At 59.3% G+C, this 14,198-nt stretch carries 17 protein-coding genes; 13 read left to right on the top strand and 4 right to left on the bottom strand.

Translation table 11 applies throughout. The features are described 5' to 3' along the window. Window positions 1-32: 32 nt before the first annotated feature. Complete coding sequence (locus ACRZ91_RS07885) at window positions 33-614, bottom strand: FMN-dependent NADH-azoreductase (protein WP_480457301.1); 582 nt, start codon at window positions 612-614, stop codon at window positions 33-35. A 119-nt stretch (window positions 615-733) separates the two neighbouring features. Between ACRZ91_RS07885 and ACRZ91_RS07890 the strand changes: the two genes are divergently transcribed. The 4 genes from ACRZ91_RS07890 (at window position 734) to ACRZ91_RS07905 (ending at window position 3,366) form a co-directional block, all read left to right on the top strand. Next, window positions 734-1,612: a LysR family transcriptional regulator gene (locus ACRZ91_RS07890; RefSeq protein WP_260024630.1), complete on the top strand. Its 879-nt coding sequence runs from the start codon at window positions 734-736 to the stop codon at window positions 1,610-1,612. Next, window positions 1,609-2,520, top strand: coding sequence for a DMT family transporter (locus tag ACRZ91_RS07895; RefSeq protein ID WP_480904000.1), 912 nt, complete (start codon window positions 1,609-1,611; stop codon window positions 2,518-2,520). Before ACRZ91_RS07890 ends, ACRZ91_RS07895 begins: the two co-directional genes overlap by 4 nt. A gap of 69 nt (window positions 2,521-2,589) precedes the next feature. After that, window positions 2,590-2,868: a hypothetical protein gene (locus ACRZ91_RS07900; RefSeq protein WP_170475771.1), complete on the top strand. Its 279-nt coding sequence runs from the start codon at window positions 2,590-2,592 to the stop codon at window positions 2,866-2,868. Between the two features lie 84 nt (window positions 2,869-2,952). Beyond that, on the top strand, window positions 2,953-3,366 hold the full coding sequence (locus ACRZ91_RS07905; protein WP_480904003.1) for a universal stress protein: 414 nt from the start codon (window positions 2,953-2,955) through the stop codon (window positions 3,364-3,366). Between the two features lie 3 nt (window positions 3,367-3,369). Here ACRZ91_RS07905 and ACRZ91_RS07910 read toward each other — a convergent pair whose 3' ends face one another. Next, a complete protein-coding gene (locus ACRZ91_RS07910) occupies window positions 3,370-3,702 on the bottom strand; it encodes an ArsR/SmtB family transcription factor (RefSeq protein ID WP_010437612.1) in 333 nt (110 codons plus the stop codon). A gap of 81 nt (window positions 3,703-3,783) precedes the next feature. Here ACRZ91_RS07910 and ACRZ91_RS07915 point away from each other — a divergent pair, with 81 nt between their 5' ends. The 6 genes from ACRZ91_RS07915 (at window position 3,784) to ACRZ91_RS07940 (ending at window position 7,450) form a co-directional block, all read left to right on the top strand. Then, on the top strand, window positions 3,784-4,695 hold the full coding sequence (locus ACRZ91_RS07915; protein WP_480904008.1) for a DMT family transporter: 912 nt from the start codon (window positions 3,784-3,786) through the stop codon (window positions 4,693-4,695). A gap of 184 nt (window positions 4,696-4,879) precedes the next feature. Beyond that, complete coding sequence (locus ACRZ91_RS07920; RefSeq protein ID WP_480652017.1) at window positions 4,880-5,212, top strand: AtpZ/AtpI family protein; 333 nt, start codon at window positions 4,880-4,882, stop codon at window positions 5,210-5,212. 2 nt (window positions 5,213-5,214) lie between these two features. Continuing rightward, on the top strand, window positions 5,215-5,973 hold the full coding sequence (locus tag ACRZ91_RS07925; protein ID WP_010437618.1) for a F0F1 ATP synthase subunit A: 759 nt from the start codon (window positions 5,215-5,217) through the stop codon (window positions 5,971-5,973). Between the two features lie 48 nt (window positions 5,974-6,021). Further along, the gene (locus ACRZ91_RS07930; RefSeq protein ID WP_005981269.1) at window positions 6,022-6,246 is read left to right on the top strand and encodes a F0F1 ATP synthase subunit C; all 225 of its coding nucleotides are present in this window, start codon (window positions 6,022-6,024) and stop codon (window positions 6,244-6,246) included. Between the two features lie 86 nt (window positions 6,247-6,332). Further along, entirely contained in the window at window positions 6,333-6,884 is a 552-nt protein-coding gene (locus tag ACRZ91_RS07935; protein ID WP_170475781.1) for a F0F1 ATP synthase subunit B', read from the top strand. A gap of 5 nt (window positions 6,885-6,889) precedes the next feature. After that, window positions 6,890-7,450 (top strand): F0F1 ATP synthase subunit B, encoded by a 561-nt coding sequence (locus ACRZ91_RS07940; protein WP_170475783.1) that lies wholly within the window; start codon window positions 6,890-6,892, stop codon window positions 7,448-7,450. Window positions 7,451-7,516: 66 nt separating this feature from the next. Here ACRZ91_RS07940 and ACRZ91_RS07945 read toward each other — a convergent pair whose 3' ends face one another. Beyond that, window positions 7,517-8,005: a metal-dependent hydrolase gene (locus tag ACRZ91_RS07945; RefSeq protein WP_480717352.1), complete on the bottom strand. Its 489-nt coding sequence runs from the start codon at window positions 8,003-8,005 to the stop codon at window positions 7,517-7,519. Further along, window positions 8,005-8,775 carry a FadR/GntR family transcriptional regulator gene (locus ACRZ91_RS07950; RefSeq protein ID WP_480904013.1) on the bottom strand — a complete coding sequence of 257 codons (771 nt, stop codon included), beginning with the start codon at window positions 8,773-8,775 and terminating at the stop codon, window positions 8,005-8,007. The genes ACRZ91_RS07945 and ACRZ91_RS07950 overlap by 1 nt, the downstream gene beginning before the upstream one ends. Window positions 8,776-8,926: 151 nt before the next feature. Here ACRZ91_RS07950 and ACRZ91_RS07955 point away from each other — a divergent pair, with 151 nt between their 5' ends. The 3 genes from ACRZ91_RS07955 to ACRZ91_RS07965 all read left to right on the top strand — a co-directional run bounded on the left by ACRZ91_RS07955 (window position 8,927) and on the right by ACRZ91_RS07965 (window position 14,157). Continuing rightward, entirely contained in the window at window positions 8,927-10,120 is a 1,194-nt protein-coding gene (locus ACRZ91_RS07955; protein ID WP_480904016.1) for an aminotransferase-like domain-containing protein, read from the top strand. A 44-nt stretch (window positions 10,121-10,164) separates the two neighbouring features. After that, window positions 10,165-10,560: a hypothetical protein gene (locus tag ACRZ91_RS07960; RefSeq protein WP_480652011.1), complete on the top strand. Its 396-nt coding sequence runs from the start codon at window positions 10,165-10,167 to the stop codon at window positions 10,558-10,560. A gap of 141 nt (window positions 10,561-10,701) precedes the next feature. Continuing rightward, window positions 10,702-14,157 carry a chromosome segregation SMC family protein gene (locus ACRZ91_RS07965; RefSeq protein WP_480904019.1) on the top strand — a complete coding sequence of 1,152 codons (3,456 nt, stop codon included), beginning with the start codon at window positions 10,702-10,704 and terminating at the stop codon, window positions 14,155-14,157. Window positions 14,158-14,198 lie beyond the last annotated feature (41 nt).

A 14,198-nucleotide genomic window follows, 5' to 3' on the forward strand; every position in this document is an offset into this window, starting at 1 on the left:
GCAGACTGGACGGTTCAGGGGGGTCAGGTCAATCAGGCCGCCAGTTCAGTGACAGCTTTCTGCGCATTGGACAGGGTTGTTTCGGGGTCCAGTGCCATGCGATCAGCGGCGATGACCTCCACATCATGGATGCCGATGAAGCCCAGAACATGGCGCGCATAGGTGGTGGCAAAGTCAATCTCGGACCCGACAGCGGTACCACCCGAGGCTACGGCGAGGATGGCGCGTTTGCCATCCAGCAGGCCTTTCGGACCTTCCTCGGAATAGGCGAATGTCAGACCCGCGCGGGCGACCAGATCAATCCAGGCTTTGAAGGCTGCCGGGACCGAGAAGTTGTAGATCGGCAAGCCGATGACGATGGTATCCGCCTTTTGCAGTTCCGACACCAGCTCGTCCGACAAGGACAGAACGTCCTGCTGGACAACGTCGCGCTGATCGGCGGGGGTGAAATTGGCAGCGATCCAGTCTTCGGTGATAAGGGGCAGGGGAGAGGCGAGATCGCGGCGGATAATACGCCCGGCGTTCAGGTGGCGAACCACGCGTTCGGACAGATCGCGGGTGGCTGAACCGGTGCGGCGGGCTGAGGCGTCGATGTGCAGGATGGTTTTGGTCATTTCGGAGGTCCTAAACTGTGGAATTAGCTTCTGCCGCCCCAATATGGCTGTTGCGAATGTGAACAAAACTCGGATATATCAACAAGCATTGTTAGAATTTGCACAGTGGAATAGATGCAATGGACAATTGGGATGAAGTAAGAACCGCCTATCAGGTGGCGCGCATGGGAACGGTCAGCGGCGCGGCGGATGTATTGGGCGTACACCACGCCACCGTGATCCGCCATATCGACGCGATCGAGGCGCGGCTGGGCGTCAAACTGTTTCAGCGTCATGCGCGCGGCTATACACCGACCGAAGCAGGTAAGGATCTGTTGCGTGTCGCGCAGGCGACCGAAGATCAGTTCAACCAGTTGGTTGGCCGCATGAAGGGGCGCGGAGATGATGTCTCGGGCGAACTGGTGGTGACCTCGCTGGCCTCGCTTGCGCCTTTGATCGTGCCGACCTTGAGCGAATTTCAGCAAGCCCATCCGGGTCTGATTGTGCGCTATCTGACCGGCGACCGCCTGTTTCGACTGGAATATGGCGAAGCGCATGTGGCTATTCGCGCAGGGGCCGCACCGGATCAGCCGGACAACGTGGTGCAGCCTTTCATCGCGCAAGAAGTCGGGCTGTTCGCGAGCAAAGGCTATATCGCACGACACGGTAAACCTTCGAGCGTCGAGGATTTCGCCAATCACCACTTCGTCGGCAATGACGACGAAAACAGCCGCGCGCCGTTTTCCCGCTGGCTGCGTGCCAATGCACCGGAACAGGCGATCACCTTCCGCTGCACCAACAATTTCTGCATGCGAGAGGCGGTTCTGGCCGGGGCCGGTATCGGTTTCATGGCCCGGTGGGAGGCCATGCGCGACCCCGATCTGGTTGAGGTGATGGAGCCTCTGCCCGAATGGTCGGGCAAGCTGTGGCTGGTGACCCATGTGGATTTGCACCGCACAACTAAAGTCCAGGCGTTTTTGTCCTTCCTGAAAGAACAATCCAAAGGTTGGCTGCCGTGACACCACAAGCGCGCGGCCATCTTGCCATGCTGACATTTTCTGCCCTGGTTGCGGGCAGTTTTTCGCTGGGTTCAATGGCAGCGAATGAAATCGCGCCCTCGGCAATCACTGCGGCACGCTTTGCCATTGCGGCAGTGGTGATCGGCATCGCCGCCCTTGCCACAACAGGCATATCGCGCAGCGCAACACAGGCCCCCTGGCGCTATCTGGTCCTGGGCGGGTTGTTTGGGTCGTATTTCGTCTTGATGTTCTACGGCCTCAAAACCGCGCCACCGGTCAGTGCGGCTGCGGTATTTACCTTGACGCCGGTCATGTCGGCTCTGGCTGGCTGGGTGCTGCTGCGTCAGATCACTACCGCGCGCATGGCGCTGGCCCTGACCGTTGGCGCAGTCGGCGCGCTTTGGGTAATCTTCCGGGCTGATTGGCAGGCTTTTCAGGCCTTCGAGATCGGAGGCGGAGAGATCATCTATTTCTGGGGATGCGCTGCCCACGCCGTCTATACCCCGATGGTGCGTCGCCTGAACCGGGGAGAGCCTGCGGTAGTGTTTACCTTTGGAACACTGGTGGCCGGGTGCCTTATCCTGACGCTGTGGGGCTGGTCCGATATCCGCGCGACCGATTGGGCGAACCTACCCAGGATTGTCTGGGTAACGCTGCTCTACATTTCGCTATTCGCGACGGCGGCCAGCTTTGTACTTGTTCAGTTTACGGCGCTGTGTCTGCCTGCAGCCAAGGTCATGGCTTATACGTATCTGATTCCCAGCTGGGTCATCTTGTGGGAGATCGGGCTCGGGCGCCCTGCACCAACGGCCTTGGTATTGGTCGGAGCGGCTTTGACAGCCGTTGCGTTGCTGATGCTGCTGAAGGGAGAAGACACTTCTTCCAAACCTGTTCTGACAATGGATTGAATCTTGCCTTCTGAATCGGGTCTGGCAAGTTGGCCGGTACTAAGAGCTATTTGAGTGCGGAGTTTCGCTATGAAATCAACCCTCCTTGTTCCTGTGCTGTTTGCCTTGTCCGCTTGTGCAACCGGAGGAGCGAACGACGCCGCGCAGGCTGACCTGCAGGCAAGCTGCGAGGCTCTGGTAGGTGCTGAAACCGGGACCGGGCCAAGTGGTGTCAAAGCAATCTCGACGCAATCCGGACCGACTGGCTCGGTCACCAGTGTTTTCGTGGCAGGGGCAGAGGCGCCATGGCTTTGCCGGGCCGATGCGACCGGCGTCGTGACCGGGGTCGAATACAGCCGAGAAGGTTAGGCTAACAGCTCCCAGCGCCTTTGAGGCAGGTCAAAGTGGTTATATGCGAATTTCTCTATGCTTTTTGGCGAGGAGGAAGACGCAATGTTCAAACATATTATGGTCCCAGTCGACCTGCACCTGCCACCCGAGGTCAAGAAGGCGACTGAAGTTGCTGCACAATTGGCCAGTTGGCAAGCCGCCAAAGTGACCGTCGTAAGTGTCACGGGCACCCAGCTCGGGGATGTTAATCTGTCGAAAGACGCAATTGAGCAAAAGCTGCAGGACTGCGCTAGTGAGATTGCAGAACAAAGCGGCGCTCCGGTTGCCACGCGCAACATACACTCGGTCGATGTCGCTGCCGAAGTCGATGGCGATCTGACCCGCGCGGCAGAAGATATTGGTGCTGATCTGATTGTGGTAGGTACTCACGCCCCAAGGATCACAGACTATATCTTTTCCAGTCATGCCGGTTATCTGGCCAAACACGCCAGTATGTCTGTTTTTGTGGTGCGTTGAAACTCAGGCCTCGTCCGAGGGCAGTTCGACCTCGAGGAACCGCTCGAACGCATCCAGATTGACCGGTTCGAACTGTCCGAAACCCTGCATCCAGACCGACGCCGCACGCAGAGCGTCAGGCTCTAGCTTGCACCACTTAACCCGCCCTCGTTTTTCCTGAGAAATCAGCCCAGCCTTGGTCAGGATCACCAAGTGTTTTGAGATCGCAGCCAATGACATGTCGAACGGTTCAGCCACGTCGGTGACGGCCATATCGTCCTCCAGCAGCATCGCAAGGATGGTGCGGCGGGTTGGGTCGCCGAGGGCCGCAAAAACAGTGTCGAGGTCGTTGGACATGGCTCATTCCTAAAGCGCAAGAACCGGTTTGACAATTTTCGCTGCAACGACAAGGTGCCAGCAAACAAAAAAGGTTTGGGAATGGCACTGAAATACTGGTTAGTGATTTGCATACTTGGCATCGGCTGGGGCATGTCATTCATGTTCAATGCCATTCTGCTGCGCGAGCTTGGGCCACTGTCGGTATCGATGGGGAGGGTGGGTTTTGGTGCGTTGGGGTGCTGGGTCTATGTGTTGGGCGCCCGTTTGCAAGTCAATCTGACCTTCGGTCGTGCAGCCGGGTTGCTGGGATTTGGCGTGCTCAGCTATGCAGCTCCATTTGCCTTTTATGCCCTGGGTCAACAGCATATTGGCGCGGGTGTCGCAGGGATCGTGAATGCCACGACGCCTGCTTTTGCGGTTGTTGTATCGCATTTCTGGCCCGGAGGAGAGCGGGCGACCCTATTGAAATCCCTGGGCGTGGTCTGTGGTTTTGCGGGTATCGTAGTATTGTCGTTGCCGGTGCTAAACTCAGGCGCAAAATCCGAGTTCTGGGCAATTCTTCTCACCTTGTGCGCCCCTGTCTGCTATGCCTTTTCGGTCAACATCGCGCGCGCCTTCCGGGAAATGCCGCCGGTTGTTCTGGTCGCGCTGGCCCTGACGGGCGCGACACTGGCAATAGCTCCGCTAGCCTTGTGGCGCGAAGGCGTGCCCCATATCACCCGGATCGAAACCTGGGCTTCGCTGGCCGTGATCGGCTTTGTACTGACCTCCGCAGCCTTTATCGCATTCTACTGGCTTCTTCCCAAAGTGGGTCCAACGAATATATCGACGGTCACCCTGATCGCTCCGGTCTCTGCGCTGGTGCTGGGAACATGGGTGCTGAATGAGACGCTTCGGCCCGAGCACCTGTTGGGCATGGGGGCAATTCTTGTCGGGCTTTTGCTTATCGACGGGCGGATCGTCAGGCGCAGGCAGCGGGATGCAGTTGGAAAAGATCAACCGAAAGGTTGAATATGCAGAATTCGCCCAATTCGCCCGTTTGGCCTGTTTTAACGAATGGGATGATTTGAGTGAAGTTAGATTAATATTATATAAATCAATTTGTTAACGATGTTTTGGGCGGGCGGTTAACAGCGTTGACTCTGCGCCCTCAGACCCTTAGCACCCTACCCAAGACTGTGCGAGGGAAACGCCCGTGACCGATGATGACCAAAAGCAGCGTATGGCGCAGCTGGAGGCCAAGATCGACGCGGCAAAAAAGGCCAAAGCGCCCAAGCCTCGCGCAGATGCTGACGTGTCCGGGGGTGAGCTTGCCTGGAGGATGGTCATCGAAATGGTATCCGGTCTGGGGATCGGATTTGGCATCGGATACGGGCTTGATAGCCTGCTCGGGACGACCCCGATCTTTCTGGTGCTATTTACATTGCTGGGCCTTGTCGCGGGCGTGAAGGTTATGCTCCGCAGCGCGAAAGAGGTTCAAGAGAAACAAACGGCTGCAAATGCGGCCGAGAAGGACGAGAGGGACTGAACGTGGCGACCGAGACCACCGCAGCAGAAGGCAGCAGCCTGGTATTCCACCCGATGGACCAGTTCATCGTCAAGCCGTTGTTCGGCGACGGTGCGGTTGGCATGTTCACGGTCACCAATGTGACTCTGTGGCTGTTCTTTGCCGTATTGGCCGTGGTGGCTCTGTTGGTTCTGCCAACGTCCAAGCGCGCGATCGTCCCAAGCCGCATGCAGTCGATTGCAGAACTGGCCTATGGCTTCATCTACAAGATGCTTGAAGACATTTGCGGCAAGGAAGGCGTCAAGTTCTTCCCCTATGTCATGACCTTGTTCATGTTCATCGTAACCGCGAACTTCTTGGGCCTGATCCCGACCTCGTTCACCACCACATCGCATTTTGCAGTCACCATCCCGCTGGCTTTGGCCGTGTTCCTGACCGTGACCATTCTGGGTTTTGTCAAGAACGGTGCAGGGTTCCTCGGTCTGTTCTGGGTCTCCAGCGCGCCTTTGGCGCTGCGTCCGATCCTGGCGATCATCGAGCTGATTTCGTACTTTGTACGCCCCGTCAGCCACTCTATTCGTCTTGCTGGTAACGTCATGGCTGGCCACGCGGTTATCAAGGTTTTCGCAGGCTTCGCCGCGATTGCCGTGATCTCGCCCGTGTCGGTTCTTGCGATTACAGCAATGTATGGTCTTGAGGTCCTGGTGGCCTTCATTCAGGCCTACGTATTCACCATTCTGACCTGTGTTTATCTGAAAGATGCACTGCATCCGTCGCACTAAGGTCCGAACACCCAACATCGAAACTTCCAATTCGTAAGGAGACACATCATGGAAGGCGATCTCGCACACATCGGCGCAGGCCTGGCAGCAATCGGTTCCGGCGCAGCCGCAATCGGGGTGGGCAACGTTGCAGGCAACTTCCTGGCCGGCGCCCTGCGCAATCCTTCGGCAGCTGCATCGCAGACTGCAACCCTGTTCATCGGTATCGCGTTCGCAGAAGCCCTGGGGATCTTCGCATTCCTGGTCTCGCTGCTGCTGATGTTCGCCGTATAATCTGCGGAACCTGATCCTTACGCGCAGATGGGCCCAAGCCATAGCGGCCCATCTGTTGTAAAGACTACGTTCCGACGGAGGATATCATGGCGACAGAACCTATTGCCGAAGAAGTAGCCGGCTCGTGCGTCGACTCCTATGGCTCTGCCATCGGGATGCCGCAGCTCTGCTTCGATTGGTTCCCCAACCAGATTTTCTGGCTGGTCATTACGCTGGTCGTCATCTTTCTGGTCCTGTCCCGCGTGGCCCTGCCGCGCATCGCGGCAATCCTGGCGGAGCGTCAGGGGACCATTACAAATGACCTGGCTGCGGCCGAAGATCTGAAGGCCAAAGCGGTCGAGGCCGAAGAGGCCTATAACAAGGCGCTGGCCGATGCCCGTTCTGAGGCACAGCGTATCGCAGCGGAAGCGCGCGCGGAAATCCAGTCTGGTTTGGATGATGCGATTGCCAAGGCGGACGCGGAAATCGCTGCAAAGGCGGCTGAATCGGAAAAGGCGATTGCCGAAATCCGTGCCGGTGCGCTGGAAAGCATTCAAGTGGTTGCCAAGGATACGGCGGCTGAACTGGTCACCGCACTGGGCGGCGAGGCGGATGCCAAAGCCATCAACAGTGCAGTAGACGCGCAGACGAAAGGATAAGTGACATGCGGAACACTCTTGCCCTTATCCTGACCGTTGGTGCCGCCAGCCCTGCGCTGGCTGCAAGCGGACCGTTCTTTTCGCTTGGTAACACCGATTTTGTGGTCCTGCTGGGCTTCATCGTTTTCATCGCGGTCCTGTTCTACTTCAAGGTCCCCGGCATGATCGGTGGTGCATTGGACAAACGTGCCGAAGGCATCCAGTCCGAACTGGACGAAGCACGTGCCCTGCATGAAGAAGCGCGTAGCCTGCTAGCCTCGTATGAGCGCAAGCAACGCGAGGTGCAGACACAGGCCGACGCCATCGTCGAAGCGGCGAAGCAGGACGCGGCATTGGCCGCTGAGCAAGCCAAGGTCGATCTGGAGAAATCCATTGCACGCCGTCTGGCGGCTGCACAGGATCAGATCGCATCGGCTGAGGCCTCAGCAGTCAAGGAAGTTCGCGATCAGGCCGTCACCGTTGCAGTTTCCGCAGCGAAAGCCGTTCTAGCCAAGCAAATGACCGCCACGCAGGCGAACAAGCTTATCGACGCATCCATCGCGGATGTGGGTGAAAAGCTCCACTGATCGCCCGGATCATATGAATTGAAAAACCCGAGGGCCGCGTAGCGCTCGGGTTTTTTTATTTTGTTGCTAGGGACTGCGCTTTGATCTGCGCCAGGTCACGACAAAAACAATTAGAGCGATCACGGTAATCAGGATCTCAACCTTGAAAGTCCAATGGTTGAGAAAAGACAATATCCAATGAGAGTGCGTCGCTTGCACTACGACCAGCGGATGCGTTGCGTCGGAGAACGGCCAGAGCCACGCAACCTCACCCGTGATCGAATCCAATAACATGTGAACTAACCCGCCTGCGCCCAGGAAGGTCAGAAAGGTTCCGATTTGTAGACGCCATTGCCGGATCAGGAGACCTAAAAGCAGAATGCTCGCCCAGATGATTGGTCGGTGCGTCAGGTAGGAATGATGATGGTGCCCGCGATCATCGATAAGATAAAACCAGAATATGTCTATGTCTGGCGCCACGGCTCCGATCATCGCAGCTGTAAATGCAAGCTTGCCCAGGTTCGGTGCGGTCGTTCGGAAGATCAAGTAGGCGCCCGGTAAATGTCCTATAAACATTAGACCTCGCCGGTCTCGTGCTTCAGTCGCTGCTGCGCGATTTCTTCATTGTGCAGGGCCTTCTGCTGATCGGCCATGCAACCTTTGACAAAATTCAGATGGTCCTCGACCGCCCGGCGCGCCCCCTTTGGGTCGCGGTCTTGTAGGGCGACGTTGATGGCGCGGTGCTGATCCAGAATGGCATCGCGGGTGGCGCGCTGCTGGAACATGATCCGGCGGTTGTAGAATACGCCCTGTCGCAGCAGATCGAACATCGACCGCATCATGTGCAGCATCACCACGTTATGGCTGGCTTCGATGATGGCCATGTGAAACTGGGCGTCCAGATGCGCCTCTTCTTCGGCAGCGTTACGCGCGTGGGCAGTTTCCATCTTGTCTAGTATGGTCTGCACCACTTTCAGATCGCTGTCCGATCCCATCCGCGCGGCGCGCTCGGCGGCTAGCCCCTCCATATCGCGCCGGAACGAAAGATAGTCGAACACCGCCTCGTCGTGATTGCCGAACAACCGGATCAAAGCGGGCGAGAAGGCCGAGCCCAGAACCTCGGCCACATAGATGCCTGACCCGGCCTTGGCGGTCAGCAATCCCTGATCCTGCAGATCAGCGATCGCCTCGCGCAGCGAAGGGCGCGACACGCCCATTCGCTCGGCCAGTTCCCTTTCCGAGGGTAGGCGCTCGCCGGGGCGCAGGATGCCGCGCAAGATCAACAACTCAATCTGGCGCACCACAGCCAGAGACAGTTTTTCGGTCTGAACTTTTTGAAAAGGCATCCGGCTAACATCTGAAATTGGTCAACTCACTTGACCACGATTACGGGGCGCGTTCAAGTCGCTCACAGAGGCTGAAATATTGGGTCAGTATTATTGACATAAGAGGTGCATTGCCTAGTCTGCGACCTAAGGGCGGAGGAGGCCCGCAACGATGGATCAGCTCTACGCCACCCGCGCATCCCGAATGAAAGCATCCGAAATCCGCGAATTGCTGAAGCTTCTCGGCGAGCCCGGTATCATTTCGTTCGCAGGTGGTATCCCTGACCCGAACCTGTTCCCGGCTGAGGCCTTTGCCGAGGCGTTCCAGAACGCGCTAGGCCCGGATCAACAGGCTCAGGCCTTGCAATACTCTGTCAGCGAGGGCTATGCGCCCTTGCGCCATTGGCTGGTTGGCTACATGCGCGGGATAGGTGTGGAGTGCGACATCGATAACATCCTGATCACCTCCGGTTCTCAGCAGGCGCTGGATTATCTGGGTAAGCTGTTTCTATCGCCGGGCGATACCGCGCTGGTCGGCTGGCCCACCTATCTGGGCGCGCTGAATGCCTTTGACGCTTATGAGCCGCGCTTCGACCAGCTCAGTGTCAACGGCAATCGTGGCGCGGCTGAGTACCGAGAAGCGGCGGATGGCAGTCCGATCAAGTTCGCTTATCTCTCCGCTGATTTCGCCAACCCGACGGGTGAGACCGTCGACCTGCGGGGCAGGGAAGCGCTGTTGGATCTGGCCGAGGAATTAGACTGTGCTGTGATCGAGGATGGGGCCTATCAGGCGCTGCGCTATGATGGCGACCCGATCCCCCCAATCATGGCGCTGGAACAGGCCCGCAAAGGCTCGATTGAGGCCTGCCGAACGATCTATTGCGGCAGCTTTTCGAAAACCCTGTCGCCCGGATTGCGCGTCGGTTGGGTCGTGGCTGCCAAACCGGTAATATCGCAACTGGTGTTGTTGAAGCAGGCCGCTGATCTGCATTCCTCGACCATCAACCAGATGGCTGTGTATCAGGTGGCGCGGGATTGTTTCGAAAGCCACGTTCCGATGTTGCGCCGCACCTATGCCGCCCGCCGCGATGCGATGTTGGAGGCGTTGGCCCAGCATATGCCCGATGGTGTGGAATGGACCCGACCCGAAGGCGGTATGTTCATCTGGGTCACGTTGCCCAAAGAGGTGAACGGGGCCGACCTGCTGGTCCGGGCGCTTGAAACCGTCAAGTTGGCCTTTGTCCCGGGTCAGGCGTTCTACCCTGATGACACCGGTGCCAACACGATCCGGCTGAGCTTTTCCAATTCCGATGAGGATACGATCCGCGAAGGTATTCGCCGGTTGGGAGAGGTGATGCGCGCCTGATCTGGGAAAGGAATCATTAACCATATTGCCGCAAGAACGGGTGTATGATCCGTCTGCTTGCCTTCCTGCTTCTGGCTGCCTGTTCGGGCGGCACGCCTTATTTTCGCGAGTTGCCCGCGACGCGCATCTCGGTAAATGGCAGCGTGTTTGACGTCCGCGTCCGCAACGAACTGGCCGAAGCCGTCCGCGTGAACCCGCAATACGCCCCGCGCCTTGGTCCGATCCGCGATCGGGCCGCGCTGGCGATGGCGCAGGTCTCGGGCTGTCCGCTTCTGGACGTTCTGGGCGATGCGGCGGTCACTGTGGGCGTTCTGGGCTGCGACCAGGAACTGGGGGAAAAGCTGATTTTCGGAGCGCTCCTTCGCCGTCCTTATGAATGCGTCGATTATGGCTATTACGAAGATTACGGATATCAGGTCTTCGAATGCTCGCCGTATTGAGATACGCGAAACCCTGCGTAGTCTTGCCAAGATATTGTGGATAACTCGGCCAATCATCCCATATCCTGCGCAATCACGTTGACACCTCCCCCATCCGTTGCGCAGACTTCCTAACCATAGGAATCACACCAAGAGCAGCCATTGCGCTTTAGCAAACTCAAACTGACCGGCTTCAAAAGCTTCGTGGACCCGACCGATCTGATCATCGCGGACGGGTTGACCGGAGTCGTCGGTCCCAATGGCTGTGGCAAATCCAACCTTCTTGAAGCTCTGCGCTGGGTGATGGGCGAAAACCGCCCCAAATCCATGCGCGGCGGGGCGATGGAGGATGTGATCTTTGCGGGCGCGGCGACCCGGCCCGCAAGGAACTTTGCCGAGGTGATCCTGACCATGGATAACTCGGAACGTCTGGCGCCATCCGGCTTCAATGACAGCGACCAGTTGGAGATTGTCCGCCGCATCACCCGCGACGTGGGCAGCGCCTATAAGACCAACGGCAAGGATGTCCGCGCCCGCGACGTGCAGATGCTGTTCGCCGACGCTTCGACCGGGGCGCATTCGCCTGCGCTGGTGGGGCAGAACCGTATTGCTGAGCTGATCAACGCCAAGCCTCGCGCGCGCCGCCGCATTCTGGAAGAGGCTGCGGGCATCTCAGGCCTCTATCAACGTCGCCACGAGGCCGAGCTGAAACTCAAAGGCACTGAGGCTAATCTGACTCGCGTCGATGACGTGCTGGAACAGTTGGGCGGCCAGTTGGCGCAACTCGCCCGGCAGGCCCGTCAGGCCGCGCGCTACCGCGAGATTGGCGAACAGCTGCGTCAAGCCGAAGGGATGCTGCTCTATCGTCGCTGGAAAGAGGCCGACATGGCCCGCCAACAGGCCGAGGAAAAGTTGCGAGACCGGATCACTGAAGCCTCCCGCGCCGAGGCTGCCGCCCGCGAAGCCGCCGCGAAACGCGCCGAAATCGAGGAAACTCTTCCCCCCCTGCGCGAGGAAGAGGCCATCGCCGCCGCCGTCCTGCAACGTCAGCAGGTGCAGCGCGATCAGCTCTCGGATCAGGAAACCCGCGCGCGCCAGACGATCGAGACTCTGACCAACCGAATCCAGCAGTTGGGGAACGACATCGAACGCGAATCCGGCCTGAACCGCGATGCGGGCGAGATGATCGAACGGCTGGAATGGGAGGCCCGCGAGCTTGCCAAAGCCGCCGAGGGTTATGACGAGAAGGTCGCCGAGGCTGCGGAAATAGCCCGCGAGGCCGCCTCGGTTCTGCAGGATCGCGAAGATCACCTGTCGCAGGAAACCGAAGACATGGCGCGTCTGGTGGCCCGCCACCAATCGGCGCAGCGTCTGGTCGAGGACAGTCGCAAGACACTTGCCCGTTCCGAGGGTGAAGAGGAAAAGGCCCGCGCCGCCGCGGACGAGGCACGCAATGCGCTGACCCGTGCCAGTGAGGCATTCGAGACGGCGCAGGAGGGCGAAGAAGAAGCGCGCGAAGCCGCCGAGGCCGCCGAAGAAGCGCTGGCTGCTGCTGACGAGCTGCGCAACGACACGCAGGCCCGTGAAGCCGAGGCGCGCGCGCAACGCTCCGAGGCCGAGGGTGAGCTGGGTGCGATCCGGGCCGAGACTACCGCTCTGGCGAAACTCGTCGAACGCGACACGGCTGAAGGTGGGCAGGTGCTGGATTTGTTGCGTGTGAAAACGGGATATGAAAAAGCGCTGGGGGCAGCACTGGCTGACGATCTGCGTGCTCCGTTGGTCGAAGGTGACGGGCCTTCAGGTTGGGTGCAGGTGGCGGGCTATGACAGCGATCAAGCCTTGCCGGACGGAGCAGAGCCTCTGGCCTTGCATGTGTCCGGTCCCGACCGGCTCAGCCGCCGGATCGCGCAGATCGGTCTGGTCGATGCTGATCAAGGCGCGCGGCTCCAGGCCTCGCTGAAGCCCGGGCAACGGCTGGTCTCGCGCTCGGGCGATCTGTGGCGCTGGGACGGGTTCCGCGCATGGGCCGAGGACGCGCCAAGCGCCGCCGCCCTGCGGCTGGAACAGCTGAACAAGCTGGAAGCGCTGAAGCAGGAACTGACCCGCACCGAGGCGCAAGCCGATGGTGCCCGTGCCGCGCATGAGGCGCTGTCCCAGCAACTGGCCGACGTCACCGAAGCCGACCGTCGCGCCCGCGAGGCCCGTCGATCCGCTGATCAGCGCATGGCCGAATCCGCACGTCAGCTCAGCCGAGCTGAGGCGGATCGCAATCTGGCACAGGGCAAGCTGGAAACACTAACACTGGCTGTTGACCGCCATAAGGAAGATGCAATGTCTGCCCGCGCGCAACTGCGCGAGGCTGAGGGCGCGCTGACCGGACTGGGTGACCTAGACAGCGCCCGCGCGCAGGTCGAGGACATCAAACAGACGGTCGAGGCGGCAAGGATCACCATGCTGACCCACCGCTCGACCCATGACGAGTTGCGTCGTGAAGGTGAGGCTCGGACCCGGCGTTCGCAGGAGGTCACCAAGGACCTCAGCGGTTGGCGGCACCGTTTGGAGACGGCCGAGAAGCGGATTTCCGAACTGGCCGAGCGCAAGGAAAGCTCGGAAGAGGAGCTGTCCGAAGCAATGGCCGCTCCCGGCGAAATCGCCGAGGCTCGGGAAGAATTGAACGAGTTGATCGAAACTGCCGAAGCTCGCCGGGCCGAGGCCGCTGACAAGCTGGCGGAAGCCGAGACAGCGCAGCGCGAGGTGGTTATTGCCGAGCGCGAGGCCGAACGTCTGGCCTCCGAAGCGCGCGAGACCCGTGCGGCGGCAGAGGCGCGTTGTGATGCGGCCAAGGAGAGTGTGGTCGCAGCGGCGGAGCGGATTGCCGAGGATCAGCAACTGACACCAAACCAGTTGCTGAACCAGCTCGACACCAACCCCGATCAGATGCCCGCCGCCGACGCGCTTGAGGCCGAGGTCAATCGCCACAAACGCCAGCGCGACGCCATGGGCGCTGTGAACCTGCGTGCCGAAGAGGATAGCAAGGAAGTTCAGGAAGAGTTTGACACGCTGAACGGTGAAAAGGCTGATCTGGAAGAGGCGATCAAAGCCCTGCGCAGCGGCATCGCCAGCCTTAACCGCGAAGGCCGCGAACGTCTGCTGACCGCGTTTGAACAGGTGAACTCGAACTTCGCCATGCTGTTCAAGCACCTCTTCGGTGGCGGTGAGGCAAATCTGGTCATGGTTGAAAGCGACGACCCGCTGGATGCGGGTCTTGAGATCATGTGCCAACCGCCGGGCAAGAAACTCTCGACCCTCAGCTTGTTATCGGGTGGGGAGCAGACTTTGACGGCGACCGCGCTGATTTTTGGCGTCTTCCTCGCAAACCCGGCCCCGATCTGTGTGCTTGACGAGGTCGACGCGCCGCTGGATGACGCTAACGTCACCCGCTTCTGCGACTTGCTGGACGAAATGTGCCGTCAGACCGATACGCGCTTCCTGATCATCACCCACCACGCGGTGACCATGGCACGGATGGACCGGCTGTTCGGCGTGACGATGCAGGAACAGGGCGTCAGTCAGCTGGTCTCGGTCGATCTGAAAAAGGCCGAGCAGATGGTCGCCTGAACGATCACCGCAACGTTATGAGCCATCGCCCGCATATCAGG

It is taken from the genome of Ruegeria sp. O11 (assembly GCF_056535285.1).